Genomic DNA, 26453 nt, shown 5'->3' with positions numbered 1-26453 from the left:
AGGCACCCCATGCCACCACATCTGCTCGACGGTGAGCCCCACACTCACACCGAACGGCCGCGCCGAATCCGCCACTCTGGCGAGCCGCTGAGGATCGGCGTCGGCGGGCCCGTCGGCTCGGGCAAGACCGCATTGGTGGCGGCGTTGTGCCGGCAGCTGCGCGACGAACTGTCCCTCGCCGTGCTGACCAACGACATCTACACCACCGAGGACGCCGACTTCCTGCGCAGGCACGCAGTGCTTCCCGACGAGCGCATCGCCGCCGTCCAGACCGGCGGGTGTCCACACACCGCGATCCGCGACGACATCACCGCCAACCTCGACGCCATCGAAGACCTGATCGCGGGCAACCCCGCCCTCGATCTGATCCTCGTCGAATCCGGTGGCGACAACCTCACCGCCACGTTCTCCTCCGGTCTGGTGGACGTTCAGCTCTTCGTCGTCGACGTGGCAGGCGGTGACAAGGTGCCGCGTAAGGGTGGGCCCGGCGTGACGTTCTCAGATCTATTGGTGATCAACAAGACCGACCTGGCCCCGATGGTCGGCGCCGACCTCGACGTGATGCGCCGCGACGCCGCCATGGTGCGCGGTGACCGGCCCTTCGTGCTGATCTCACTCACCGAGGACCCGACGACGGGTCCGGTGCTGGACTGGGTGCGCGCCCAACTGCGCGTGCCGGTCGAGAGCTGACCGCCGCTGATGCGGTCCGACGTCCTGATCGTTGCGCGCCCCGACCGGGCGCCGCTGCTGGAGTGCACCGGCGGCGTGGCGGCCCGCCGCACGGAGGCCGACACGGTGCATCTGGTGTCGGCCGCCGCCACTCCCTTGGGCGGCGACGTCATCTGGGTGCGGATCGTCGTCGAACCGGGCGCGCGCCTGCGGGTGCGTACCGCGGCGGCCACCATGGTGCTGCCGGGAACCATGACGGCGCAGTCGATGGCGTGCTGGGAGCTCGACGTGGCGGGGGAGCTCGATCTCGACCCCCAGCCCACGATCGTCGCAGGGGAGTCGCGCCACGTCACCACCACCCGACTGACGCTCGCCGAGACGGGTCGGGTGCGGATACGCGAACGCATCCAGATCGGCAGATCCTTTGAGCGCAAGGGCTTCTGGTCGGGAACCCTGCTCGCCGACATCGACGACGCACCGCTGCTGCGGCATCGGATCGAAGTGGGTACCGGCGCCGTCGCAGACGACGAGTTGAGTGCGCCACGCGCGTGCGTCAGCGAACTGCGTTATCCCGAAACGACGTTCGAGGCCGCGGGCACGCTACTCGAGCTGGCCGCGGGCGGCTGCCTTGCGACGTGGCAGGGCGAGCGCCTGTGAGCTCTCAGCGCTCACCGCGGACTGCGTGGTAGACGCTAAAGCCAGCGAGCGTGCCCAGCGCGATGGAGAACACCGCGGCGACAGTCGACCCCAACGTGTCGACGTCGGCCGGGCCGCCGGTGGCCGCCTGGCTCAGGGTCACGAAGCTCAAGGCTCCGGGCACCAATGCCCAGAACGACGCAAGCATCATCACGATGGCCGGCGGCGACGTCCTTATGCGGGAAGCCACCAAGGCGAACGGCGCGACGAAGAACGCGCCGACGGCGCCGCTATGCGACGGTGACAGAAACATGCCGCCGACCTTCTGCCCAACCAACGCCACGGCGATGGCCGCCATCAGCCACAACAGTGACCCTTTGGGTGCGGACAAGTAGACGTAGAGCCCGATCGCGACCAGAACCACGGCCACGTATAGCGACCAGGAGCCCATCTGGGGTGACGGCTCCTGCGGATCCACCGTTCCCGCGACGTGGGTACCGAGCCCCACGCCGAACACCAGCAGGCCCAGCTGTGCGACGCCGTACACGAGTCGACTGGCGCCCGCGACGATCGCCGAACTGGCCAGCTCCATCGCGCCGATGGTCAACGCCATGCCCGGCAGGATCGCCACCAGCGCGGGGCTGATCACCCGCACGAGCCCATCGTTGGCGGCGTCGGCGACGAACAGCGTCGCGAGGATGGTCGCGATCATCGCGCAGAGCGTCGGCAGCACCGGATTCAGTGCGGGGAACGGCCTGCCCAGCATGACGACCGCCCCGACGACCAGCCCGAGGAAGAGGTACCCGGGCAGCGCCGCCCAGGTGGGATCGATGGTCATGCCGAAGCCGACCGTGGTGACGGCGTAGGCGGCGATGGTCGCCACCGGTCCGAAGCGCGGCCGCATCGCTCGAGCCGCCGAAACCGCCGCGATGGCGTCCGGGGGCGTGATGCCGCCGACGGCCGCAAGCTCGGCGATGCGGTCGATACGACCGGCCAGGTCGAGTTGCAGTGTCGCATGAGTGGACGTGTCCACCTCGTAGCCCACGCGGCCGACCTGAATCACCAGCACGGTCGGCAACGCCACCACCCGCACCGTCTTGGACGTGTACCGCGGAGCGATGGTGAGCAGCCGAGCGGCCACCAATTGGGATGGTTGCTCGACTTCGAGCAACGCGATACCCAGTTCACGGAGCATCGCGGCCACTTCGGCTTCGTCGTGGGCGTCGGGTTCGGTGACGGCGTCCGAAGCCTCTTTGCGCACCGAGCGCCAGAGTCGCTGGGTCCAGTCACTCCAGCTGCCGGTCATCGCCCCTCAGTGTGCACCAGCATCCGCCGGAAAGCGGACGGCAGTGCCAGAATCCCGGGTCGCTTCGCTCCTGCCCTCCGAAAGGCCGCGCTAACTCGCGGCTTTCTCGGTTTCCTGCACCGAGGCCGCGACTTCCTCGAGCTGCTCGATCCTGGTGCGCGCATAGGCCTGCTGCTCGGTGATCGTGAGCTGCCCGCGGTCGCGGCTCAGGAACGTCACCGCCCACGACAGCAGCGTCGCAATCTTGGTCTTGAAGCCGACCAGGTAGATGAGGTGCAGGCCCAGCCAGGCCAACCATGCGATGAAGCCGCCGAACTCGAGCTTGCCCACTTGCGCTACCGCGTTGAACCGCGACACCGTCGCCATCGAGCCCTTGTCGAAGTACTTGAACGGCTCGCGGGGCTTGGGAATGGTGCCGTGCTCGCGTGCCTTTGCCTCGTTCTGGAGGATCTTCGCCACGTACTTGCCGCCCTGGATGGCACCCTGGGCCATACCGGGCACGCCCTCGACGAAGGCCATGTCGCCGACCACGAACACGTTGGGGTGACCCGGAATCGACAGGTCGGGGTTCACCTTCACGCGCCCCGCGCGATCGATCTCGGTGTCGGACTGCTCGGCCAGATCGCGGCCAAGCGGGCTGGCGGACACGCCCGCGGACCACACCTTGCACGACGCTTCGATCCGTCGGATGGTGCCGTCGGAGTCCTTCACCGTGATGCCATTGCGGTCGACGTCGGTGACCATGGCGTTGAGCTGAATCTCGACGCCCATCTTCTCCAGGCGTGCCTTCGCCTTGAGGCCCAGCTTCTCGCCCATCGGAGGTAGTACCGCCGGCGCGGCGTCCAGCAGGATGACGTGAGCCTCGGAGGGATCGATGTGCCGGAAGCTGCCCTTGAGCGTCTGGTCGGCCAATTCCTGGATCTGCCCGGCCATTTCAACGCCCGTCGGGCCCGCACCCACGACGACGAACGTCAAGAGCTTCTTGCGGCGCTCCGGATCACTCGACCGCTCGGCCTGTTCGAAGGAGCCCAGGATGCGCCCTCGTAGTTCGAGCGCGTCGTCGATCGACTTCATCCCCGGTGCCCATTCGGCGAAGTGGTCGTTGCCGAAGTAGGACTGCCCGGCACCCGCGGCGAGGATCAGCTCGTCATACGGCGTGCGGTAGGTGTGGCCAAGCAGTACCGAGTCGACCGTCTGATTCTCCAGGTCGATGTGTGTGACGTCGCCGAGCAGCACCTGAGCGTTCTCCTGCTTGCGCAGGATCAGCCGCGTCGGCGGGGCGATCTCGCCCTCGGAGATGATGCCGGTGGCCACCTGGTAGAGCAGCGGCTGGAACAGGTGGTGCGTCGTGCGGGCGATCAGCTTGACGTCGACGTCGGTGCGCTTGAGGGCCTGAGCGGCGTTCAGACCACCGAAGCCCGATCCGATGATGACGACCTTGTGCCGATCCGATGCCTTGGCGCCGGGATGGCTCATTTCAGCTCCTCGCGGGAAGACCCACCTTTGACAACTGTTACAACGAACAGGTTAGTCGGCGGGCTTCCCAGGAGCGCGGTGAGATGCCCCACCACCCCCGTTGTTCACGCAGTGATCAGCGGTTTGAGCAGCTCCGCGACAGCCGTGGCGCCACCGGGCTGATAGCCGTTGAAGCTCGTCACCGGGCTCAGGATCACGCCGTCCACACCGGCGTCGAAGACCTTCGTCTTGATCTGGTCGGCGACCTGCTCGGGGCTTCCGAAGACCGCTTGCTGCCTGAAGTCCTCGGGGATGAAGTCGGCGGTGACGTTCTCGTCGATGATCGCGATTGCCAGCACGCTGGTCTCGAGCGTGGCCGGATCGCGTCCGATCTTCTCGCAGTTCTCGCGGATGACGGCCAGCTTGTGGGGCAGCTCGTCGAACCCGGCGATGATGTTGAGGTGGTCGAAGTACTTGGCCGCCAACGGAATGGTCTTCTTCTCGCCGCTTCCGCCGATCATCAGCGGAAGGTGGTCGCGGAAGCGGGGTTCGGCCATCGCCTCCTGCGTGCGGTAGTACTTTCCGTTGACCGTCGGTCGCTTGCCCTCGAGCATCGGCAGGATGATGTCGAGCGCCTCGCCGAGCTTGTTGAACCGATCGGTGAAGGTCCCGAATTCGTAGCCAAGAGAGTCGTGTTCGAGTTCGTACCACCCGGTGCCGATGCCGAGCACGGCGCGGCCCTGACTGATCACGTCGAGCGTGGTGATGGCCTTGGCGAGCAACGTCGGATTGCGGTAGGAGTTCCCGGTGACCAGGGTGCCGAGCTGCACCTTCTCGGTCACGCTGGCGAGCGCCCCGAGCGCCGTGTACGCCTCGAGCATCGGCTGATCGGGCGTGCCGAGTCCGGGCAGTTGATAGAAGTGGTCCATCACGAAGACCGAGTCATAGCCGGCGGCTTCGGCTTCCTGCGCCTGCGCGATCACGGTGGGGAAGAGCTCGCTGACGCCGGTGCCGTAGGAGAAGTTGGGGATCTGGAGTCCGAGTCGAATCGTCACGTCTTCGACCTAACCACCGATCAAGGCGGAGGGTCGTCCGTTTCGCTTGGCGCGAAGCGGGAATAAACCGCGGGGTTAGCCGAAGTTGGCGAGCGCACCGGAACTCACGTGCAGCGTCTGGCCGGTGATGTGGCGGGCGGACGGCGTCGTCAGGAACAACGCGAGCCGGGTGAGTTCGGCGGCGACTGACGGTGCCGTGCCACCGATGCCGTCGTAACCGGGCTCGGCGCCACGGCCCGCCGCTACCGCGTTGACGGTGATGCCGCGGATGCCGAAGTGGCCCGCCTGGCCCGCGGTCCAGTTGGACACCGCGGCCTTGATGGCGGCTTCCGGGCTGCCTTCGCGCGGGCTGTCGGGCACGATGTTGACGATCGCACCGCCGGAGCGCAGGTGGTCGCCGAGGATCTGGACCGTCAGCACCGCCGAGAGCAACGTGGCGTCGAGCGCGTTGCGCCATGCGGCGGCGTGGTCGGCGAGGGTGAACGCGCGCGGATCGCCTGCCGCCCAACGCGGAGCGGGCACGTTGACGATCGCGTCGAGGTGGTGCGGGAACAGGCTGCGGGCCTCTTCGAGGCTGGCCGCATCGGTGTTGTCGAAGACGATCGAGTCGACGTCCAACTCCTTGGCGGCGACGTCGAGATCGTCGCGACGGGCGCCCGCGATCACCACCGTGTGGCCGGCATCGCGGAAGCCCTCCGCGATGGTGCGTCCGAGTTCGGTGTCGCCACCGGTGAGCAGCATGTCCATCGCCACGACCTCCTCGTGTTCAACGCTGAACCCAGCGAGTCGAGCGTCATGTTACTGGACAGTAGCTACGGGGGGAAACTCGCCACGCGGATAACCACGGACACGTCCCGCCGGGTGCCCTAGGGTTCAACTCGTGAGGCGCATTCACCCAGGCCGCGCGGGGGACGGCGCCCGCTCGCGGGCGGGTCTCGCCCGACCTTGATCCGCTCGGCCGGACTGCCCCGCTGGCTCTACGTCCCCGCCGCCATCGGCGCAATCTTCGTCATCCTTCCGCTGGTCGCCGTCGCGACGAGGGTCGACTGGCCCAGCTTCTGGTCGCTGATCACCAGCACGTCGTCGTTGACCGCGCTGGAGCTCAGCCTCAAGACCGCCGCCGCCAGCACCGCGCTGTGCATCGTGCTCGGCGTGCCGATGGCCATGGTGTTGGCCCGAAGCGACGCCCGAGTGGTGCGGTGGATCCGGCCGCTGATCCTGCTGCCACTCGTGCTGCCGCCGGTGGTCGGCGGCATCGCACTGCTCTATGCGTTCGGTCGGCTAGGGCTGATCGGCCAGTACCTGGACGCTGCCGGGATCCGCATCGCGTTCACGACGTCGGCGGTGGTGCTGTCCCAGACGTTCGTGTCGTTGCCGTTCCTGGTGATCGCCATGGAGGGGGCCGCCCGCACGGTGGGCGCCGACTACGAAGTAGTCGCTGCGACGCTGGGCGCACGCCCGACGACCGTCTGGCGACGAGTCTCCCTGCCGCTGTTGGCTCCCGGGCTTGCCTCGGGCGCGGTGTTGGCGTTCGCCCGCTCCCTTGGCGAGTTCGGCGCGACGCTGACGTTCGCGGGCTCTCGGGAGGGCGTGACCCGCACCTTGCCCTTGGAGATCTACCTGCAACGCGAGAGCGACGCCGATGCCGCGGTGGCCCTGTCGGTCCTGCTGGTGGTCGTCGCCGCCGTCGTGGTGGTGGGCCTCGGCAGCCGCAGGCTCAAGGCGGGTGGCGTCGGTGGCTGGTGAGTCGACATGACCGGCGTTGAACTCCGGGCCCGGGTCGAAAGGCGCAGTGTCGACCTCGAATTGAGCCTCGATCCGGGCGAAGTGCTGGCCGTGCTCGGGCCGAACGGCGCGGGGAAGTCGACGGTGCTGCACGTCATCGCCGGGCTGCTCCGGCCCGACGACGGCACCGTCCGGGTGGGCGACCGCGTGCTCACCGACACGTCCTCGGGCATCGACGTTCCCACGTACGACCGACGCGTCGGACTGCTCATGCAGGACCCCCTGCTGTTTCCGCACCTCGACGTCGCCGCCAACGTCGCGTTCGGACCTCGCAGCGGAAAGCGACTCGGCCGCAAGGACTCTCGCGAGATGGCGCACCACTGGCTCGGCGAGGTCGAGGCGGCCGAGTTCGCCGACCGGATGCCGCGTCAGCTGTCGGGCGGCCAGGCGCAGCGCGTGGCGCTGGCCCGCGCGTTGGCGGCCGAGCCCGACGTGATGCTGCTCGACGAACCGATGGCCGGGCTGGACGTCGCGGTCGCGACCGCAATGCGCCAGGTGCTGCGCCGGGTGCTGGCCCGCGACGGCCGATCCGCCCTGCTCGTCACTCACGACCTGCTCGACGTCGTCACGCTCGCCGACCGCGTCGTCGTCATCGAGTCGGGCCTCGTCGTGGAGTCGGGGACCTCGGCGGGGATCCTGGCGGCCCCACGGAGCCGGTTCGGCGCCAGATTCGCGGGCGTCAACCTGGTCAGCGGCCGCGTCGACGACTCCGCGACGCTCGTCACCGAATGGGGCACGGCGTGGCACGGCACCGCGGGTGGCTCACTCGCGGTGGGCCGCCCGGCGGTCGCAGTGTTCGCGCCGTCCGCGGTGGCGGTGTACCGCGACCAACCCCACGGCAGCCCCCGCAATGTGGTCGAATTGGTGGTCGCCGAACTCGACAGCCGCGGACCCGCGGTGCGGGTGCGATCCGAGGAACAACCCGACGGAGCCCCCGGCCTCGCGGCCGACGTCACGGCCGAGTCGGCGGTCGACTTGAGCTTGGCGCCGGGGGAGCGCGTGTACTTCGTCGTGAAGTCGCAGGAGGTCGCGCTCTACGCGACGCCGTAACGGGGTTCGCGTCGCGAACGATCAACCGGCGAGACCTCCAGAGATCGCGCCCGCGCGACCTCTCGGGCTCTTTTGTGTCAGCAATCACCATTCTGGCGTGTTTGCACAGAGTTGTTCCCCTACAGCAATTTCCAAGATTGACACTCTAAGAGCAACTCACACTTGCGTCACGGCGGTAACACGGTAGTTTCTTCCCCATGCAGCACCCGGGCGCAAGCAATCGACGACGCAAGAACCTGTCCAGATCGTTGGCGACTGCCGCTGTGGCGTGTGCCACCGCGGCGGCGCTAGTGCTGCCCGGAGCGGCCAACGCCGAGCCGGAGCCCGCACCTCCGCCACCGCTGCCTCCAGGCCAGGGACCGTTGGTTCCGCCGCCTGCCGACCCCAACGCGCCACCGCCACCACCTGCCGACCCGAACGCGCCACCGCTCGATCCGAACGCTCCGCCCCCGCCGCCACCGCCGGAGCCGGGCCGCGTCAACAACGCGCCAGGTGGGTTCAGCTACCTGGTACCCGCCGGGTGGAAGGTCTCCGACCAGACCCAGCTGTCGTACGGGCAGGCACTGCTGACCAAACTCCCGCCTGCCGGGTCCGAGCAGAGCCCGACTGACACCAGTGTGCTGCTTGGCCGGCTCGACCTGAAGTTGTTCGCAGGAGCCGAGACCGACAACGCCAAGGCGGCCGCGCGACTGGCGTCCGACATGGGCGAGTTCTTCATGCCGTTCGCGGGCACGCGAATGAGTCAGGAAGCCGGGCCGCTCGACGCGGCAGGCGTGCCAGGGGCATTCTCGTCGTACTCGGTGAAGTTCACCGATACCACCAAGCCCGACGGACAGATCTGGGCCGGAGTGGTCGGCGCGCCGGTACCGGTGGGCACCCCACGCGGTCAGCGCACCCCCGAGCGTTGGTTCGTGGTCTGGCTCGGCACCGCGACCCAACCCGTCGACAAGGGCGCGGCGGCAGCGCTGACGCAGTCGATCCGGCCGTGGACACCACCGCCGCCGCCCGAGGCTCCGCCGCCCGACCCGAACGCGCCGCCACCCGATCCGAACGCGCCGGCGCCGCGGCCCGGTGTCGGGGTTCCCGTGCCAGTTACCAACGCGCCGCCGGAGATGTTGCCGGCCGGCTGAGCGCACGGCGCAGCTCTTTTAGTTGGATCGTGCCCCTAAAGTCGTCTAATTCGTTACCCGACGCGGGTATACCGAAGGGTGGCTTAGCACCGCGCTAGCCGGCGACGGGTAGGAGATCCCCATGGACATGATCGTTGCGACCACACAGCAACTGGCCTTCGCGCCGCCCACCGCCGTGGGATGGATCGCATACATCATCATCGGTGGCATAGCTGGCTGGTTGGCGGGAAAGATCGTCAAGGGCAGCGGGCAGGGCATCGTGATGAACATCCTGGTCGGCGTCATCGGAGGCTTTCTCGGCGGGTTCCTACTGGAGCTGCTGGACTTCAACGTCGCCGGCGGCAGACGGTTCTTCACCTTCTTGACCGCGCTGCTCGGAGCGGTGATCCTGCTGTGGGTCGTCGGCCTGGTGCGCCGAGGGTCGAGCAAGGCGCGCTGATCAGGCGGCCGATCAAAGCGCGGCAAGCACGCCACGCATCGCCGCGCTGAGGCTGCCCGACCCCGAGCGGTAGAGCGGGCCGCGGCCGTCGGCCAGCAGGATGCGCAGCCGCGCCATGCCGCGGGCCCGCACGGGGAACGGCTCCGCCAACCGCTGGACCACGTCCTCGAAGACGCCGGTCGCGTGGTGAATTGCCTCCGCCCGCACGGGAACCCGTGGATTGATGCCGTCCCATCCGGTTTCGGCATCGCTCATCGCCACGCAGAGGGCGCGGCTCAGCTCGGCCCGTTCCGAGGGTGCGGTCAGGCGCGCGTGGTGCACGGCGAGCGCGGTGCCGGGGACTGGCGTGACGCCGGCGTCCACCTGTCGGTCGTATCGCGCCGCGAACAGTTTCGCGCGCAAACGTTCGGGCCAGCTCGGTTGCACACCCGACTCGTACGGCCTGGCGCGAATGGTGAGTTCGAACTCGACCAACTCCGGCCAGGTCGGATGCGGTGATGCCATCTCGATCTCCTCCTCTTCACTTCATGTCAGGGCCATTTCGTGACTAACGTCGACGTTATACCGGTCACGGTGACCAGTCAAGCCTTTACGATGGTCACGAAGCGCGTAGAGTGTCGGCATGTCTCATACGGATCAGTGGTTCGGCGACCTGGAGGCCAAGCCTGCGCCAGGGCCCTTGCGCCGTGTCCAAGGCTTCATCAACACCCTCGACCGCGAGTCGGGTCAGGACCGCCTGGTAGCGCTCGCCGACGCCCAGCCGTGGCTGGTCTCGAACGGGTTGCTTGCCCCCGACGACGCGCTGACCGCCGATGACCTCGACGTCCTAGTCGGCGTGCGAGAAGGGCTGCGCGCGTTGGTGATTCACAACACCGGCGGACCCCTGCCCGATGCAGCGGCCACCGCGCCTCTTCGCCGACTCGCCGAGGAAGTCTCGATTCGGGCGTCCGTAGGCGACGACGGCCGGGTGACCGTGGGACCCGTCGGCGACACCGTGCGGGCCCGCCTGACCGGGCTGCTGCTCGTCGTCGAGGCGGCGCAGCGCGACGGCACGTGGGCCCACCTCAAGGCGTGCGCCAACGACGACTGCCGGTGGGCGTTCTACGACCGCTCCCGCAACCACGGCGGAACCTGGTGCGACATGGCGTCGTGCGGGAACAAGCTGAAGAACCGCGACTTCCGCGCCCGCAAGCGCGTCACACGCTAAGTCGACGCGTGCCAGACGAGCGCGGCCGCCAGTGCGCCGAGCCCGTTGAGCGACCAGTGCAATGCGATCGGTGCGATCAGGCTGCCACTGCGCCTGCGCAACCACGTGAAGATGAAGCCGGCCGCGCCGGTCGCGATAACGGCGAGCACGACTCCCGCCACCATGCCGAGCACACCGCCGCCGAACAACCGCAGGAAGCCCACGTTGCTGCTGGTCAGACCTAGTGACGTGGCGATGTGCCAAAGCCCGAAGAGCAACGACCCGGCAGCGGCGACGCCACGAAAACCCCACGCCCGATCGAGCGTGCCGTGCAGTACACCGCGGAAGGCGAGCTCTTCTGGAATCACGGTCTGCAACGGGATGATGACCATCGACGCGATCAGCGCGCCCGAGAGCGTGGCGTAGTGATCGTTCATGAACATCGGCCTGGTCCAGGGGAGCAGCACCCCGACGGCGATCACCGAACCGACCAGGGCCACCGCCCCGAACGCGTAGCCCGCACCGGACCGCCAGTGTTCGCGACCGAGCCCGAGCTCGCTCCAGCCGAGCCCCCGTGACCGGACGAGCAACACCAGCCCGACGGCCGCAGCGGGAACGGTGGCGAAGTTCGCCAAGGGCGTGGTGAAGTGTGCGACGAGGTTCGTCACCGCGAGCACCACGACGACCACGCCGATGTCGACGTAGATGCGGTAGTGGTGCAGAGCCGACAGCTGACCGATCAGCGGATGGGGCGGCGCCTCGACCGCGCTGACGTCAGACATAACCGACCAAGTGTACTTGCGAATGGCGTGCGCCCAGTTCAGCTGCGCTGAGGCATCCAGAACGGTCAACCCGCGGACGTCGACGCGCGACGGGTGATCAATACTGTTCCCCATGCTTGACAGGTGTCAGCTTTTGGCCTCGCTGCGGGTGCTCGACGTGGGCGGGGCCGAGTCGGATGGCGTCGGCCGACTGCTTGCCGACCTGGGCGCCGACGTACTGAAAATCGAGCCACCTGGGGGAGCCGCCGACCGCACCGCGGGCCCCACTGTTTTGGGCGCAGGGATCCAGTTCGCGCTGAGCAACGCCAACAAGCGCTGCGCGACGCTCGACGCCGCTGATGCCGGCGACCGCGACCGGTTCATCGACCTCGCCGGCGGTGCCGACATCGTGATCGACGGGGGAACCCCAGGCCGGGCCGCGGCGTTCGGCACGTCGTGTGCCGAACTCGCCGATCGGTTCCCCCAGCTCGTCGCGCTGTCGGTGACCGACTTCGGCGGGGCAGGGCCGTGCGCGTCGTGGCGGGCCACCGACTCGGTGCTGTACGCGATGTCGACGGCGCTATCGCGGTCCGGGCCCACCGAGGGCAGGCCGGTGCTCCCGCCCGATGGCATCGCGTCGGCCACCGCCGCCGTTCAGGCCGCGTGGACCGCACTCGTCGCCTACTACCACCGGCTGCGTCACGGCACAGGCGACTTCATCGACTTCTCCCGCTTCGAGGCCGTCGTCCAGTCGTTGGATCCGCCGTTCGGCTCCGAGGGCCAGGCCGCCGTCGGCCTGAAGGCATCCGGCGAATTGTGGCGCGGACGGCCCAGGAATCAGCAGCTCTATCCGACGTTCAGCTGTCGCGACGGGTACGTACGAATATGTCTGCTGTCACCACGTCAGTGGCGGGGAATGCGGGCGTGGCTCGGTGAGCCCGAACGGTTCTCGGATCCGGAACTCGAGACGATCGCGGCCCGCTACGCCGCGTCCAACGACATCAACGAAGCCATTGCAGAGCTGGTCGCCGCCCAGACGATGGACGACCTGGTCGCGGAGGGGCAAGCTCGCGGCGTGCCGATCGCCGCGGTGCTCACCCCCGCGGAAGCGTTGGCGTCGGACCACTTTCGCGCCGTGGGTGCGTTGACCGAGGTCGAACTCGCCACCGGTGCTCGACTGGCCGTCCCGACGGGGCCGTTCGTCGTCGACGGCAGGCACGCGGGATTCGAGCGGCCCGCGCCTGCCCCTGGAGCAGACGAACCCGTCTGGAACGCGACGCGACCGGCGCCCAACGCCAGCTTCTCCGCCGACTCGGGCACCGGGCGACCGTTCGACGGCCTGCGCATCCTCGACCTTGGCGTGATCGTCGCCGGTGGCGAACTCGGCCGGCTGTTCGCAGATCTTGGCGCAGAGGTCATCAAGGTCGAGAGCGCCGCCTATCCCGACGGGCTGCGCCAGACGTTGCCCGGTCAGCCGATGAGCAGATCGTGGGCGTTGACGCACCGCAACGAGCACAGCCTGGGACTGGACCTCCGCACTGCCGACGGCGCCGCGATCTTCGGCCGGCTGGTGGCCGATTCCGACGCGGTGTTCGCGAACTTCAAGCCGGGAACGCTTGATTCGCTTGGCTTCTCCTACGATCGGCTTCGGGCCGTGAACCCGCGGATCGTGCTGGCCGAGAGCAGCGCCTTTGGCGCGACGGGGCCCTGGAGCACCAGGATGGGCTACGGGCCACTGGTGCGGGCTACGACCGGCGTCAGTCGACTGTGGACCTCGGACGATCCCGATGATCCCGGCTTCTACGATGCGACGACGATCTTTCCCGACCACGTCTCGGCGAGGATCACTGCGATCGCCGCGCTGGCGGCCCTTATCCAGCGCGAAACAGCGGGATTCGTCGGCCGCGTGCATATCTCGCAGGCCGAAGTCGCCGTCAACCAACTCGCTGCGGCCTACGTCACCGATGCGGCCCGCGCCGGGAAACTGCCCGTCGTCGCCGACGACGCGGTGCACGCCGTGCTTCGGTGCGTCGGCGACGACGAATGGTGCGTCGTCTCGGTACGGTCCAACGACCACCGTGCCGCACTGTCCAGACTGATGGGCGTGGCCGAATTGCCTAATGACAGAACGGAGTTCGTCGCCGCCGTGTCGGCGTGGACGGAAACTCGCGACAAGGCCGTCGTCACTCGGTTGCTTCAGGACGCCGGCGTACCCGCCGGCCCGATGAACCGTGCGGTGGACGTGTTGGCCGATACGCAGCTGGGGCACCGCAAGGTCTTCGCGAACATGGTCCATCCATTGTTCGACGCACCGATGCCCACCGGGCAACGGCCCGCACCGTCGCGTCACATCCCCGACGCAGAGCTGCGGCCCGCTCCGATGCCTGGCGAGCACACCCGGGAGATCTGCCACAAGCTGTTGGGCATGGCAGTCGAGGAGACCGACCGCCTGATCACCGACGGCGTGCTGTTCAGCTGGACCGACCCCAACGAGGAAACCAGGAGCTCATCGTGACGACCCTGATCGACACTGGCGCAAGGTTGTTCGTCGGCGGACAGTTCCGCAAAGCCGACGAGGTTGAGCCCGTGATCGAGGCGGCCACCGGCGAATCGCTCGGCAACGGTTCGGCCGCAACGGAATCGGAGCTCGACGACGCAGTCGCGGCGGCCCGCACCGCATTGGACGGGTGGCGCCGCACCCCGGCCGCCGAACGAGCCGAGGTGCTCGTCCGGTTCGCCGAGGCGCTGACGGCCCGCGCCGCCGATACCAATCAACTGTGCACCCGCGAGAACGGCATGCCGATCTCACTGTCGCGCGGCGCGAACGGCATCTTCCCCGCAGCACTGCTGGGCTATTACGCGGACCTGATCGGCCGCACCGAGATCGAGGAGATCCGGCCCGCCATGATCGGGCACACGATCGTGCGGCGCGAACCGGTCGGGGTGGTGGGGGCCATCACACCGTGGAACTATCCGCAGGCGCTAGCGGCGATGAAGATCGCACCCGCCCTCGCCGCGGGATGCACCATGGTGCTCAAGGCGGCACCCGAAACGGCTCTGGACGCCTTGATCTTCGGTGAAGCGGCCCAGGACGCGGGCCTGCCGCCCGGAGTGCTCAACATCGTCGCCGGCGGACCGGTCGCGGGCGCACATCTGGTGGCGCATCCCGGCATCGACAAGGTCGCGTTCACCGGGTCGACCGCGGCGGGCCGCATCATCGGCGAGATTTGTGGGAGGCTGATGCGCCCGGTCACCCTGGAACTCGGCGGCAAGTCCGCGGCCATCATCCTCGACGACGCGGACCTCGAGGCCACCATGCGGGGCCTGCGGTCGGCCTCGTTCGTCAACAACGGCCAGACCTGCCATCTGAGTTCGCGAATCTTGGCGCCGCGCTCACGTTATGCCGAAGTCGTCGACGCGGTGGCCGCCCTGGCGGACGGACTCACCGTCGGCGATCCGTTGGAGCGCTCGACCATCGTCGGGCCCCTGGTGAGCTCACGACAACGCGAGCGGGTGCTCAACTACATCGACGTCGGCAAGGCCGAGGGCGCCAGACTCGTTGCCGGCGGCTCGGTTCCGGCCGACCAGCCCCGGGGCTGGTTCGTCTCGCCAACGGTGTTCGCCGACGTCGACAATTCGGCTCGCATCGCCCAGGAGGAGATCTTCGGCCCGGTGCTGGCCGTCATCCCCTACGGCACCGATCAGGAGGCCATCGACATCGCCAACGACAGCGAGTTCGGGCTGGGCGGCACCGTTTGGTCGACGGACACCGATCGCGCCACCGACATCGCTCGCGAAGTGCGCACTGGCACCATCGGTGTCAACGACTACCAACTCGACATGCAGGCGCCGTTCGGCGGGGTGAAGTCCAGCGGCCTGGGGCGCGAGCTCGGGCCCGAGGGGCTTGCGGCCTACCAGACCCTCAAGTCGATATACCGCGTCGGCCCGGCAAACTAGCTCTATGCCCATCGATCCCAGAACGCCGGTGCTGGTCGGCTACGGCCAGGTGAATCAGCACGATGAGCACCCCGAGACCGAGCCGGTCGACCTGATGGTCGCCGCGGCCCGCGAGGCCGCCGATCCCCGGGTGCTGGAGGCCGTGGACTCCGTGCGCATCGTCAACCTGCTGTCCTGGCGGTACCGCGATGCCGGACTGCTTCTGGCCCAACGAATCCGCGCCGCCAATGCCGAGACCCGGTATACGGGCGTCGGCGGAAACGTGCCGCAGTCGTTGGTCAACCAGGCCTGTCTGGACATCCAGCACGGTCGTGCTGACGCCGTGCTGATCGCCGGTGCCGAAACCTGGCGCACCCGAACCCGCGTGCGGGCCCGCGGGGGCACGCTCGCGTGGACCAAGCAGGATGACTCCGTGCCGATCGCACCCGGATCCGACGACGGTGTCCCGATGGCAGGCCCAGCCGAGATCCGCATCCACCTGGACCGGCCCGCCTATGTGTACCCGATGTTCGAGCAGGCGGCGCGGATCGCGGCGGGGGAGGCACCCGCCGCTCACCAGCGGCGCATCGGCGAGCTCTGGGCGCAGTTCAGCGCTGTGGCGCAACGGAATCCACACGCATGGAATCGGAATCCGACATCCGCCGACGAGATCTCGCAGCCCGGGCCGAACAACCGGATGATCAGCTGGCCGTACACCAAGTTGATGAACTCCAACAACATGGTCGATCAGGGCGCCGCGCTGGTACTGATGTCGGCCGAGAAGGCCACCCATCTCCAGATTCCCACCGACCGTTGGGTATTCCCGTACGCCGGTACCGACGCGCACGACACGTACGCGATCAGCGAGCGCGCCGAGTTCCATCGATCACCGGCCATCCGGATCGCCGGCCGCCGCGCACTGGAGCTTGCGGCCAAGGGCATCGACGACGTCGCGCTGATCGACGTCTACTCGTGCTTCCCGTCAGCGGTACAGGTCGCCGCCAACGAACTGGGGCTGCCGTGCGGCGACCCCCAGCGACCACTGACCGTGACCGGTGGGCTGACCTTCGCCGGCGGACCCTGGAACAACTACGTGTCGCACTCCATTGCCACGATGGCGGAGCAGCTGGTGTCGACGCCGGGTGAGCTCGGCCTCATCACGGCCAACGGCGGTTACTTGACCAAGCACAGTTTCGGCATCTACGGCACCGAGCCATCTGGCCACGAATTCCGTTGGGAAGACGTGCAATCGACCGTCGACGCCGAACCGACCCGCGCCGCCCTCGTCGAGTGGTCCGGCGTCGGCATCGTCGAGTCGTGGACGACGCCGTTCAACCGGGACGGTGCCGCGGAGAAGGCATTCCTCGCCGTGCGCACTCCCGACGACGCCCGAACGCTCGCCGTTATAGCCGAACCCTCCGACGCCGACGCCACGGTCCGAGAGGACATCGCGGGAGCGAAGGTGCAAGTACACGCGGACGGTACGGCCACGCTGCAGTAGCGCGGACGGTACGGCCACGCTGCAGTAGCGCTGACGATCCGCAGGCTAGCCCAGGTCGGTTAGCGCTACGTTGGCGTCCGCCAGCCGACCGACGTTCACTGGCTTCCGCGCGCGAATCAGGTTCTTGATGTCGTCGAGGCCTTCCCAGACGTTGACGTTCATGCCCGCGAGCACCCGGCTGTCGCGGTCGAGCCAAAACACGGTGAACTCGCGCTGGTCGACGTGGCCGCGGAACACCGCCCTGTCGTACTCGGGGGCGTGCCCGACGTACTCCATCCCGAGGTCGTACTGATCGGTGAAGAAGTAGGGCAGCTCGTCGTATTCGCCGGGGGAGCCGAGCATGCCGGCTACGGCCACCGCGGGTTGTTTGAGCGCATTCGCCCAATGCTCGGTGCGGATGCGGACCCCGAACAGCGGGTGCTCGGCGGCGGCGATGTCCCCAACCGCGAAGATGTCCGGGTCGCTGGTGCGTAGCGACGAATCGACCAGCACGCCGCCGTGGCCCATCGCCAGCCCGGCGTGGTCGGCAAGCGCGATGTTGGGCGCCGCTCCGACGGCGATGAGCACCGCGTCGGCCTCGATCGTGGATCCGTCGCCGAGCCGGAGACCGGTGGCCGTGCCGGCTGCGTTGGTGATCTCCTCGACGGTCGCGCCGAGCCGTAGGTCGACGCCGTGCTCGCGGTGCAGCGTGGCGAACACCTCGGCGGCCTCCGCACCGAGGGCGGTTTGCAACGGCAGCCGGGCCATTTCCACCACGGTGACGTGGACGCCGCGCTCGCGAGCGCCTGCGGCGACCTCCAGGCCGATCCATCCGCCGCCGACGACCGCCAACGAAGATCCCGCCACCAACACCGCATTCAGCGCGGCGGCGTCGTCGATGGTCCGCAGGTAGTACACGCCGTCGGCGTCCGCACCGGGAATGGGTGGCCGGCGCGGCTGCGAGCCGGTGGCCAGCAACAGCTTGTCGTAGCGCACCGCGCTGCCGTCGGGCAGCGTCACGGTGTGGGCGCCGGGGTCGATCGACGACACCATCGTGCCGAGCCTCAACTCGACGTGATGGTCGCGATACCAGGAGGACTGATCGACGGTGAAGTCGTCGAGCGTCTTCTTTCCCGCCAGATACTCCTTGGACAGCGGTGGCCGCTCGTAGGGCAGATGCTCCTCGGCGGCGAACAGCACTATTTCACCGTCAAAGTCTTTGTCGCGCAATGCTTCCGCGGCCTTTGCTCCGGCGAGTCCGCCGCCGACGATGACGAATACAGACGACTCTGTCATGTCGAATCAGCGTACTCGCGCGACTACTTGGGCGGCAGGCTCTTGGCGTAGTCGAGACCGCGGACCACCCACGACCGCAGCTGGCGTTTCGTCTTGACCCCGTCGGTCGCGACCCGCAACCACCCGCGAGTCTCACGGCCCGCCATCACCATGGGTTCGACGTGGTCGCGGGTGAGCAATTCCTCCGTGTCGTCGGGCGGTACGCGCACCATCAGGCCGCCCCGCCCGCTGGCGGCCACCGACATGTTGCCGTTGACGAGAAAGGCCAGGCCGCCGAACATTCGCTTCTCGTCGACACCGCGTTCGCTGCCCAGCAGCTCCCGGATGCGGTTGGCGAGGTCCTCGTCGTAGGCCACGGTCAGTCGAGCTCGATCCTGATGGTGAGCAGCTCGCTGCCCATGAGCTTGACCACGGCGCTGTTCATGGCCGGCAGTGCGCTCAAACGAGCGACGGCATCGTCGTCGGGCAACAGGTGTGCCGTACCGGTGCGCCACTGGCCGTCGATGCGGAGCCGCACGGCCGGGTTGGCCTTGATGTTGAGCACGTAGTGCGAATGCGCGCCGTGCTCGGAGACCATCCAGAACTGGTCGTCGACGACGCGTCCACCGACCGCGGTGTGGCGGGGCTGACCGGACTTGCGTCCGGTGGTCTCGAGCATCGTCACCGGCAGTTTCCTGCCCACCGGGTTGACCACGAGCCGCTGCACGGTGTGTACGACTCGCCTCTTGATGGCCTTGAAATCCGTCATGGCGTCACCCTCCCGGGGTCCATCCCAGTCTAGGCCCGAGCTTCTCGGCAAGGTCGCTGATGATCTGTTTGTAGTCGTCCTCGCCGAACGTGAACGGCAACGCAAACGCCACTTCGCTGGCGCGCTGAAAACCGGCGTGCGCGAACAGTTGGTCGGCCAGCTCGTCGGACGTGCCGACGTAGTCGGGGGAGAACAGCATGCCCCTGGGCCCCTGCGGCGACTTGGTCCGTTCGAACCGGCTCGCCGCGTATTCGCGGTATCGGCGGGCTTGATCGGGCGTCGCCGAGTCGGTGGGGATCACCACCAAACCCTGTGACACCCGGGCTCTTTCGGGGTGGTCGTGGCGCGCTGCGAAGGCGTCTCGGTAGGCGTCTGTCTGCTCGCCCTGGATGGTGGCGAAGTCTCGCGACTCGGTGCCCTCGATGCTGACCACCGAGCTGGTCAAGTAGTTGATGCCCTGTTCGGCGGCCCAGCTCGCCGACTCGCGCCCGCCGCCGTACCAGGTCCGGTCGGCCAGGCCGGGGGAATGGGGCTGGACGTGGTTGGTGAACTGCTCGATGCCAACGGTGCCCTCGAAGTCGCTGACCGGTTCGCCGCGGAGACACCGCAGCAGCCGAAGTACGCGTTCCTTGGAGAAGTCCTCGACGCCATGGCTGTTGGGGTAGAGCGCTTCCTTGAAGTGGTCGTAGAGCATCGGCGGGCCAACGGACACCCCTGGGTTGATCCGCCCGCCCGACAGCAGGTCGACGGTGGCTAGGTCTTCCGCCAACCGGAACGGGTTCTCCAAACCGAGCGGGATGACGGCGGTGCCGAGTTCGATGCGCGACGTGCGCTGGCTGGCGGCCGCCATGATGGCGACCGGCGACGAGATACCCGGCTGCAGGTGACGGCAGCGCAGCCAGACGCTGTCGTAGCCCAACGACTCGGCCCGTTCGATTACCTGGAGTGTCTCCTCGAGCCCTGGTCTCGGATTCGCGGCGTCGAATCGGCCGATGGTCAGGAATCCGAACTTGCGCAACGGCTCACCGCGTCGTGGCACCAGTGCATCCTCTCTCGCCAACGTGACGCCAGAGTCGCCACCGGGTACCGGGGTGACTCTGGCGTCACGTTCGCATCGATTGTCGGGTCAGGCCGCGACGGTCGCCGCCTGAGCCGCGGGCTCCAGTGCCAGCGCGATGATGTCGGCCACGTCGGTCATCGGCTTCACCTCCAGCGCCGCGAGCACCTCCGCCGGGACGTCGTCCAGGTCGGGCTCGTTGCGTTGCGGGATGAAAACCGTTGTCAATCCGGCGCGTTGGGCAGCGAGCAGCTTCTGCTTGACGCCGCCGATGGGCAGCACCCGTCCGTTCAGGGTGACCTCGCCGGTCATCCCGACGTCGGCACGGACCTGACGTCCGGTGGCCATCGACACCAACGCGGTCACCATCGTGACGCCGGCCGACGGGCCGTCCTTGGGCACGGCACCCGCGGGCACGTGGACGTGGATCTGGCGGTCCAGCGCCTTCGGGTCGACGCCCAGTTGCTCGGCGTGGGCTCGCACGTAGGAGAGCGCGATCTGCGCGGACTCCTTCATCACGTCGCCCAGTTGACCGGTCAACTGCAGGCCCGGTTCGCCCTCGTTGCCGTTGGCCTCGATGTAGAGCACATCGCCACCAAGCCCGGTAACGGCCAAGCCAGTCGCCACACCCGGCACCGCGGTGCGTTCCGCCGACTCCGGCGTGAAGCGTGGACGGCCAAGGTAGGCAACCAGATCGGGTTCGTCGATCACCAGCGGCGTCGGAGCCGCTCCGGCGGCGACATCAGATCGAGCATCGGCTTCCGCTATTTTCGTCGTCGCCTTGCGCATCGCCTTGGCCAGCAGCCGCTCGAACTGCCGCACCCCCGGTTCGCGGGTGTAGTCCGCGGCGATCTTGCGCAGCGCATCGTCGGTGACCGTGACTTCCTCAGCCGTCAGCGCGGCCCGGTCGCGCTGCCTGGGCAGCAGGTAGTCGCGGGCGATGGCGACCTTGTCATCCTCGGTGTAGCCGTCGATGGTGACGAGCTCCATGCGGTCCAGCAGCGCCGACGGGATGTTCTCCATGACGTTGGCCGTCGCCAGGAACACCACGTCCGACAGGTCCAGATCCAGGTCAAGGTAGTGGTCGCGGAACGTGTGGTTCTGCGCCGGGTCCAGGACTTCGAGCAGCGCGGCACTCGGATCGCCGCGGTAGTCGGAGCCCACCTTGTCGATCTCGTCGAGCAGCACGACCGGGTTCATCGAGCCGGCCTCGCCGATGGCCCGCACGATCCGGCCAGGCAGCGCGCCCACGTAGGTGCGCCGGTGGCCACGGATCTCGGCCTCGTCGCGCACACCGCCAAGCGCCACGCGGACGAACTTGCGACCCAGCGCGCGTGCCACGGACTCGCCGAGCGACGTCTTGCCGACGCCGGGCGGCCCGGCGAGCACCATCACGGCGCCGGAACCGCGTCCGCCGACGACCGCCATGCCGCGTTGCGCGCGTCGCGCCCGCACGGCCAGGTATTCGACGATGCGATCCTTCACGTCGTCGAGGCCGTGATGATCGGCGTCGAGGATCTCGCGGGCCGACTTCAGGTCCGTCGCATCTTCGGTGGCGACGTTCCACGGTAGGTCGAGCACGGTGTCCAACCAGGTGCGGATCCAGCCGCCCTCGGGGCTCTGCTCGCTGGAGCGTTCCAGCTTGCCGACCTCGCGCAGTGCGGCTTCGCGCACCTTTTCGGGTAGGTCGGCGGCCTCGACACGCGCCCGGTAGTCGTCGGACCCGTCCGGTTCGCCTTCGCCTAGCTCCTTGCGGATGGCGTTCAGCTGCTGGCGCAGCAGGAACTCCTTCTGCGTCTTCTCCATGCCGGAGCGGACGTCCTCGGCGATCTTGTCGTTGACCTCGGTTTCGGCGAGCAGGTCGCTGGTCCAGTCGATCAGCGCGCGAAGTCGCTCGGCGACGTCTTCGGTCTCCAGCAGCTGCCTTCTCTGGACGTCGGTCAGGTACGACGCATAGCCGGCCGTGTCGGCCAGCGCAGCCGGGTCGGTGATCTTGTTCACCACGTCGACGATCTGCCAGGCCTCGCGGCGCTGCAGCATCGCCAGCAGCAGTTTCTTGTACTCGGCCGCCAGCGCCTTGGTGTCGTCGTCGGAATCCGACTCGGCCACTTCATCGACCAAGACCCAGAGCGCCGCACCTGGTCCGGTGGTGCCGGAACCGATGTGGGCGCGTCGCTCACCGCGCACGACGGCGGCGGCGCCACCACCGGGCACCCGGCCGACCTGCACGATCGACGCGATCACGCCGTAGGTGGGGTAGCGGTCATCGAGCCGAGGCGCGATAAGGAGCTTGCCGGACTCGCTGGCCTGGGCTGCGTCCACCGCAGCGCGCGCGGCGTCGTCCAGTTCGATCGGCACGACCATCCCTGGCAGCACGATGGGCTCGCTCAAGAACAGGACGGGCACGGCACCCGAAGTACTAGTGGATTCAGTCATCAATCCTCCAAAGTTGAATCTGATGCGCTCAACCCTTGGCGGTGCTCCTTTGTTCCCAGCGCGCCCTCGCGCGCTTCCCGATCACGAACGTAGCCGTCATCAGCAGTGTCAGCGTGACGAGCGAGATTGCCGTGGCCGCACCGTTGGCGACGTCGACGGACACCCGCGAGATGACCACCAGGCGCACCACCACCTCGACGAACAGACCGATACCCCACATCGCCGAGAGCAGAACGTGCAGTCGCCGTGCGAACGCGTCCTCACCGGGTTCTGACACGTCATCCGCGGGCCGGATGCGCTCAGCGACGACCTGCGTCAACGGGGTGCCGACGACACAGCTGCCAAGGAAGACCAGACTCCCGACGCCGTTGACGATGGTGTTGCCCGCCAGGATCAGTTTCGGGTCGGTGGTGACGAACGCGACGGCCAGGCTAAGCCCAAACGTCAGCAGCAGGTAGGCCGCGAACGGGTCCAACCGGCGCGCCTTGACGGCGTCGTAGGTCACCTTGACACCGGAGAGCACGGTGGCACTGAGCAGCGCGACGTACTCCGAGGTCCCGCAGGCCCGTAGCCCGTAGTAGGCGACCAGGGGTGGCGCGATGTCGATCAGCACGGGCAGGAGTGCGCGGCGGACCGACGGTTTGGATGGGCGGTCCCCGTTCACCGCGCCGACGCTATGTTCCGAGACTGACAACTCACTGTGAAGGACCCGCCGCGGAATAGTGTCCGACGCCGAGTGGTCGTAGCCCATATGACAGATCCGATCGACGGCATGGTCGTCGCCATCACCGGAGCCAGCAGCGGGATCGGGGCGGCAACGGCTCGGCTACTTGCTGCGCGCGGCGCTGCGCTGGTGCTCGGTGCACGCCGCACTGAACGCCTCGAGACCATCGCCGACGAATTGCGCGGCACTGGCGCGCGAGTCCTGACACGGGCCACCGACGTCACCCGGCCGCAGGACGTCGAGCGGCTGGTCGCCGACGCCGTCGACGAGTTCGGGCGGCTCGACGTGCTGGTCTCCAACGCGGGCATCAGCAAGATCGGACCGCTGGCCAACGGCGACATCGCGGGGTGGTCGGCGATGATCGACGTCAACGTGCGCGGCGTCTTGTACGGAATCGCCGCGGCCACACCGGTTTTCCGGCGTCAGGGGCACGGCCACTTCGTGACGACGGTGTCGACCGCGGGCCTGAAGATCGTCCCGGACATGGGCGTCTACGCCGCCACCAAGAATGCGGTGCGCACGGTGATGGAGGCGCTGCGCCAGGAGTCCACCGACGGCGTGATCCGGACGACGTCAATCTCGCCGGGCTTCGTCAGCACCGAGCTCGACGGTTCGATCGATGACCCGACGCTGCGCGCCCAGATCCGTTCGAACATGGACGAATTCGGGCTCCCGCCGGAGTCGGTGGCGCGTGCCGTGGCGTTCGTCATCGAGCAACCGCACGAGGTCGAGATCGGCGACCTGACCATCCGTCCGACCGTTCAGGGCTGACACGCGAAAGGGAGCCTGCCGTTCGGGGGGTAACGGCAGGCTCCCTGGTCTCGCGGGATTGCTAGGGCCTAGGCGACGGCCTGGGCACCCAACACTCGCTGGATGTCAGGCTTCATCATCTGAAGCTGTTGACCCCAGTAGCCCCAGCTGTGGGTTCCCTGTGTGGGGAAGTTGAACACGCCGTTCGTGCCACCGGCCGCAATGTAGTTGTCGCGGAAGGTGACATTGGTCCGCAGCGTGAACCCTTCGAGGAACTGCGCCGCCATCAGGTTACCGCCCGAGGTTCCGCTGTCGAGGTCCGACGGCGTACCGGTACCGCAGTAGATCCAGACGCGGGTGTTGTTCGCGACCAGCTGACCGACGTTGACCATCGGGTCGTTGCGCTTCCACGCCGGGTCGCCTGACGGACCCCACATGCTCTCGGCGTTGTAGCCGCCCGCGTCGTTCATCGCGAGCCCGATCAGCATCGGCCACCAACCCTCGGACGGGTTGAGGAAGCCCGACAGCGACGCCGCGTAGACGAACTTCTGCGGGTAGTAGATCGAGTAGGTCAGCGCCGTGCCGCCGGCCATCGAGATGCCGACGATGGCGTTGCCGTTCTGCGAAACGCCTTGGTTGGCCTCGAGAGAGGCGGGCAGCTCCTGGGTGAGGAACGTTTCCCACTTGTAGGTGTAGTCCTGCCCGTTGCCCTGCGACGGCTGGTACCAGTCGGTGTAGAAGCTCGACTGTCCACCGACCGGCATGACCGTCGACAGGCCCGAATCGGCGTACCACTCGAAGGCGGGGGTTTCGATGTCCCAGCCGTTGTAGTCGTCCCGCGCGCGCAGGCCGTCGAGCAGGTACACGGCGTGCGGGCCGCCGCCCTGGAACTGCACCCGAATGTTGCGGTTCATCGATTGGGAGAACACGTCGAGGTATTCAACCGGCAGTCCCGGTCGGGAGAACGCACCAGCAGTCGCCGTACCCCCGACGAAGCCGATCAACCCGGGCAGGGTCAGCGCTGCAACGACTCCAACTGCGAGCCGGCGCAACCACGTACCGCGAATCTTTCTGACTAACTTCATAACGGCAACCATCCGCCTTTCCCTTACGTCCCTGTGCTTCTAAGCAATCGCCGTTGCTTTGCGAGCGCTAGTGAATCACGTCGATGTGGTTCGCCCCGGGTTTCAACGCCGACTTGTGACATCGCGGTTGGCTAACGATTCCGACTCGGCGCAGAGACCTAACCGGACCCGGATGCGCCGATTTGGACTGTGACCAGTGTGAATGAAGTGATCAATGAGCTTCGGCCCGCGCTACCAGTCGCGGGGCCCGAGCCGACGCAATTGCGTTACGTGTCGCGCGTTCAGTTCGTCCAAGCTCGTTACCCCGAGCAGCCGCATCGTGCGGCTGACCTGCGCCGACAGTATGGCGATGGCCCGTTCGACGCCAGCCTCGCCGCCAGCCATCAGGCCGTAGAGGTAGGCGCGCCCCACCAACGTGCTCCGGGCGCCAAGCGCCACGGCGGCGACGATGTCCGCGCCGGACATGATGCCGGTGTCCAGCAAAATCTCACACGTTCCGCCGAGCTCACGCGCGACCGTCGGCAGCAGGTGGAACGGGATGGGCGCTCGGTCCAGTTGCCTGCCGCCGTGGTTGGACAGCACCAGCCCGTCCACTCCGAGGTCGGCGACGGCCCGCGCGTCGTCGAGCGTCTGAATCCCCTTGACCACCAACTTGTTCGGCCACTGCGACTTGATCCAGGCCAAGTCCTCGAACGTGACCGTCGGGTCGAACATCGTGTCCAGGTACTCGGCGACGGTGCCCGGCCAGCGGTCCAACGACGCGAATGACAGTGGCTCCGTGGTCAAGAGGTCGAACCACCAGCGCGGGCGGGGTATCGCGTCCAGGACGGTGCGCGCCGTCAGCTTGGGCGGTATCGACATTCCGTTGCGCGTGTCACGCAGCCGGGCGCCGGCCACGGGCACGTCGACGGTCACCAGCAGCGTGTCGAAGCCTGCCGCGGCCGCGCGTTCGACCAACGCCATCGACCGCTCGCGGTCCTTCCACATGTACAGCTGAAACCAGTTGCGGCCGTGCGGATTAACTGCCGCCACCTCTTCGATGGACGTGGTCCCCAAAGTCGACAGCGAAAACGGTATCCCGGCCCTGGCGGCCGCCCGGGCGCCCGCCAGCTCGCCCTCGGTCTGCATCAACCGCGTGAAGCCCGTCGGGGCAATGGCGAACGGCCACTCGACGCGGCCACCTAGCACCTGTCGCGACGTGTCCACTACAGACACGTCGCGCAGGATCGTCGGGTGGAACTCGATGTCGCGGAACGCCTGTCGTGCGCGCGCGAGCGAAAGTTCGTCCTCGGCGGCGCCCTCGGTGTAGTCGAAGGCGGCCTTCGGCGTGCGCCGCTTGGCCAGCCTGCGGAGGTCCTCGATGGTGAGCGCCGCGGCGAGCCTAGCCGCCTTGCGGTCCAGCCGAGGTGTGCGGAACCCCACCAATGGCGCCAGTTCGCGGGGTCGGGGTACGCGTCGCTTCATCCGAC

The 26453-nt window shown here is 67.8% G+C and carries 25 protein-coding genes; 11 read left to right on the top strand and 14 right to left on the bottom strand.

The window, feature by feature from the left end; all coding sequences use genetic code 11:
- The first annotated feature begins 9 nt into the window (after window positions 1–9).
- Both ureG and SLQ33_RS03590 read left to right on the top strand, forming a co-directional pair.
- A complete protein-coding gene (gene ureG / locus SLQ33_RS03595) occupies window positions 10–690 on the top strand; it encodes an urease accessory protein UreG (RefSeq protein ID WP_319452388.1) in 681 nt (226 codons plus the stop codon).
- 9 nt (window positions 691–699) lie between these two features.
- The gene (locus tag SLQ33_RS03590; protein ID WP_319452387.1) at window positions 700–1326 is read left to right on the top strand and encodes an urease accessory protein UreD; all 627 of its coding nucleotides are present in this window, start codon (window positions 700–702) and stop codon (window positions 1324–1326) included.
- 4 nt (window positions 1327–1330) lie between these two features.
- On the opposite strand, the gene SLQ33_RS03585 is transcribed toward SLQ33_RS03590, so the two are convergent.
- The 4 genes from SLQ33_RS03585 to SLQ33_RS03570 form a co-directional block, all read right to left on the bottom strand.
- Entirely contained in the window at window positions 1331–2611 is a 1281-nt protein-coding gene (locus SLQ33_RS03585; RefSeq protein WP_319452386.1) for a threonine/serine ThrE exporter family protein, read from the bottom strand.
- A 90-nt stretch (window positions 2612–2701) separates the two neighbouring features.
- On the bottom strand, window positions 2702–4087 hold the full coding sequence (locus SLQ33_RS03580; protein WP_319452385.1) for an NAD(P)/FAD-dependent oxidoreductase: 1386 nt from the start codon (window positions 4085–4087) through the stop codon (window positions 2702–2704).
- Between the two features lie 104 nt (window positions 4088–4191).
- Complete coding sequence (locus SLQ33_RS03575; RefSeq protein WP_319452384.1) at window positions 4192–5121, bottom strand: LLM class F420-dependent oxidoreductase; 930 nt, start codon at window positions 5119–5121, stop codon at window positions 4192–4194.
- 75 nt (window positions 5122–5196) lie between these two features.
- Window positions 5197–5868 (bottom strand): SDR family oxidoreductase, encoded by a 672-nt coding sequence (locus tag SLQ33_RS03570; protein WP_319452560.1) that lies wholly within the window; start codon window positions 5866–5868, stop codon window positions 5197–5199.
- Window positions 5869–6066: 198 nt separating this feature from the next.
- Here SLQ33_RS03570 and SLQ33_RS03565 point away from each other — a divergent pair, with 198 nt between their 5' ends.
- From SLQ33_RS03565 to SLQ33_RS03545, 4 genes are all read left to right on the top strand, one after another.
- Window positions 6067–6867, top strand: a complete 801-nt coding sequence (locus tag SLQ33_RS03565; RefSeq protein WP_319452383.1) for an ABC transporter permease — start codon at window positions 6067–6069, stop codon at window positions 6865–6867.
- Window positions 6868–6873: 6 nt separating this feature from the next.
- Window positions 6874–7956, top strand: coding sequence for a sulfate/molybdate ABC transporter ATP-binding protein (locus SLQ33_RS33550; RefSeq protein WP_413467563.1), 1083 nt, complete (start codon window positions 6874–6876; stop codon window positions 7954–7956).
- 197 nt (window positions 7957–8153) lie between these two features.
- On the top strand, window positions 8154–9086 hold the full coding sequence (locus SLQ33_RS03550; protein ID WP_319452382.1) for an APA family fibronectin-binding glycoprotein: 933 nt from the start codon (window positions 8154–8156) through the stop codon (window positions 9084–9086).
- A 121-nt stretch (window positions 9087–9207) separates the two neighbouring features.
- Entirely contained in the window at window positions 9208–9525 is a 318-nt protein-coding gene (locus tag SLQ33_RS03545) for a GlsB/YeaQ/YmgE family stress response membrane protein (RefSeq protein WP_319452381.1), read from the top strand.
- Between the two features lie 12 nt (window positions 9526–9537).
- Here the strand turns inward: SLQ33_RS03545 and SLQ33_RS03540 are convergent, their stop codons facing one another.
- Entirely contained in the window at window positions 9538–10029 is a 492-nt protein-coding gene (locus tag SLQ33_RS03540) for a hypothetical protein (RefSeq protein WP_319452380.1), read from the bottom strand.
- 118 nt (window positions 10030–10147) lie between these two features.
- Here SLQ33_RS03540 and SLQ33_RS03535 point away from each other — a divergent pair, with 118 nt between their 5' ends.
- Window positions 10148–10732, top strand: coding sequence for a CGNR zinc finger domain-containing protein (locus tag SLQ33_RS03535; RefSeq protein ID WP_319452379.1), 585 nt, complete (start codon window positions 10148–10150; stop codon window positions 10730–10732).
- On the opposite strand, the gene SLQ33_RS03530 is transcribed toward SLQ33_RS03535, so the two are convergent.
- Entirely contained in the window at window positions 10729–11493 is a 765-nt protein-coding gene (locus SLQ33_RS03530) for a CPBP family intramembrane glutamic endopeptidase (protein WP_319452378.1), read from the bottom strand. The two genes, SLQ33_RS03535 and SLQ33_RS03530, sit on opposite strands and share 4 nt — an antisense overlap.
- Window positions 11494–11605: 112 nt before the next feature.
- Here SLQ33_RS03530 and SLQ33_RS03525 point away from each other — a divergent pair, with 112 nt between their 5' ends.
- The 3 genes from SLQ33_RS03525 to SLQ33_RS03515 are packed head-to-tail and all read left to right on the top strand — an operon-like array spanning window position 11606 to window position 16909.
- Window positions 11606–13987 (top strand): CoA transferase, encoded by a 2382-nt coding sequence (locus SLQ33_RS03525; protein ID WP_319452377.1) that lies wholly within the window; start codon window positions 11606–11608, stop codon window positions 13985–13987.
- Window positions 13984–15429, top strand: coding sequence for an aldehyde dehydrogenase (locus SLQ33_RS03520; RefSeq protein ID WP_413467562.1), 1446 nt, complete (start codon window positions 13984–13986; stop codon window positions 15427–15429). Before SLQ33_RS03525 ends, SLQ33_RS03520 begins: the two co-directional genes overlap by 4 nt.
- A gap of 4 nt (window positions 15430–15433) precedes the next feature.
- Window positions 15434–16909 (top strand): acetyl-CoA acetyltransferase, encoded by a 1476-nt coding sequence (locus tag SLQ33_RS03515; RefSeq protein ID WP_319452376.1) that lies wholly within the window; start codon window positions 15434–15436, stop codon window positions 16907–16909.
- Window positions 16910–16954: 45 nt separating this feature from the next.
- Here SLQ33_RS03515 and SLQ33_RS03510 read toward each other — a convergent pair whose 3' ends face one another.
- The 6 genes from SLQ33_RS03510 to SLQ33_RS03485 all read right to left on the bottom strand — a co-directional run bounded on the left by SLQ33_RS03510 (window position 16955) and on the right by SLQ33_RS03485 (window position 23089).
- A complete protein-coding gene (locus SLQ33_RS03510; protein WP_319452375.1) occupies window positions 16955–18184 on the bottom strand; it encodes an NAD(P)/FAD-dependent oxidoreductase in 1230 nt (409 codons plus the stop codon).
- Window positions 18185–18207: 23 nt separating this feature from the next.
- Window positions 18208–18540 (bottom strand): TfoX/Sxy family protein, encoded by a 333-nt coding sequence (locus SLQ33_RS03505; RefSeq protein ID WP_319452374.1) that lies wholly within the window; start codon window positions 18538–18540, stop codon window positions 18208–18210.
- A 2-nt stretch (window positions 18541–18542) separates the two neighbouring features.
- A complete protein-coding gene (locus SLQ33_RS03500) occupies window positions 18543–18932 on the bottom strand; it encodes a nitroreductase/quinone reductase family protein (RefSeq protein ID WP_319452373.1) in 390 nt (129 codons plus the stop codon).
- A 4-nt stretch (window positions 18933–18936) separates the two neighbouring features.
- Window positions 18937–19971 (bottom strand): LLM class flavin-dependent oxidoreductase, encoded by a 1035-nt coding sequence (locus SLQ33_RS03495; RefSeq protein WP_319452372.1) that lies wholly within the window; start codon window positions 19969–19971, stop codon window positions 18937–18939.
- Between the two features lie 87 nt (window positions 19972–20058).
- Complete coding sequence (gene lon, locus SLQ33_RS03490; RefSeq protein ID WP_319452371.1) at window positions 20059–22425, bottom strand: endopeptidase La; 2367 nt, start codon at window positions 22423–22425, stop codon at window positions 20059–20061.
- 28 nt (window positions 22426–22453) lie between these two features.
- Window positions 22454–23089 carry a VC0807 family protein gene (locus tag SLQ33_RS03485; RefSeq protein WP_319452370.1) on the bottom strand — a complete coding sequence of 212 codons (636 nt, stop codon included), beginning with the start codon at window positions 23087–23089 and terminating at the stop codon, window positions 22454–22456.
- Between the two features lie 87 nt (window positions 23090–23176).
- Here SLQ33_RS03485 and SLQ33_RS03480 point away from each other — a divergent pair, with 87 nt between their 5' ends.
- Window positions 23177–23920 carry an SDR family oxidoreductase gene (locus SLQ33_RS03480; RefSeq protein ID WP_319452369.1) on the top strand — a complete coding sequence of 248 codons (744 nt, stop codon included), beginning with the start codon at window positions 23177–23179 and terminating at the stop codon, window positions 23918–23920.
- A 68-nt stretch (window positions 23921–23988) separates the two neighbouring features.
- Here SLQ33_RS03480 and SLQ33_RS03475 read toward each other — a convergent pair whose 3' ends face one another.
- Together SLQ33_RS03475 and SLQ33_RS03470 are read right to left on the bottom strand one after the other, a co-directional pair.
- Window positions 23989–24984 carry an alpha/beta hydrolase family protein gene (locus SLQ33_RS03475; protein WP_319452368.1) on the bottom strand — a complete coding sequence of 332 codons (996 nt, stop codon included), beginning with the start codon at window positions 24982–24984 and terminating at the stop codon, window positions 23989–23991.
- A 231-nt stretch (window positions 24985–25215) separates the two neighbouring features.
- Window positions 25216–26448 carry an alpha-hydroxy acid oxidase gene (locus SLQ33_RS03470; protein WP_319452367.1) on the bottom strand — a complete coding sequence of 411 codons (1233 nt, stop codon included), beginning with the start codon at window positions 26446–26448 and terminating at the stop codon, window positions 25216–25218.
- Window positions 26449–26453: the final 5 nt, after the last annotated feature.

The organism is Mycobacterium sp. RTGN6, from assembly GCF_033804605.1.
Lineage (GTDB): Bacteria > Actinomycetota > Actinomycetes > Mycobacteriales > Mycobacteriaceae > Mycobacterium.
This window is presented reverse-complemented; position numbering and strand designations above follow the sequence as displayed.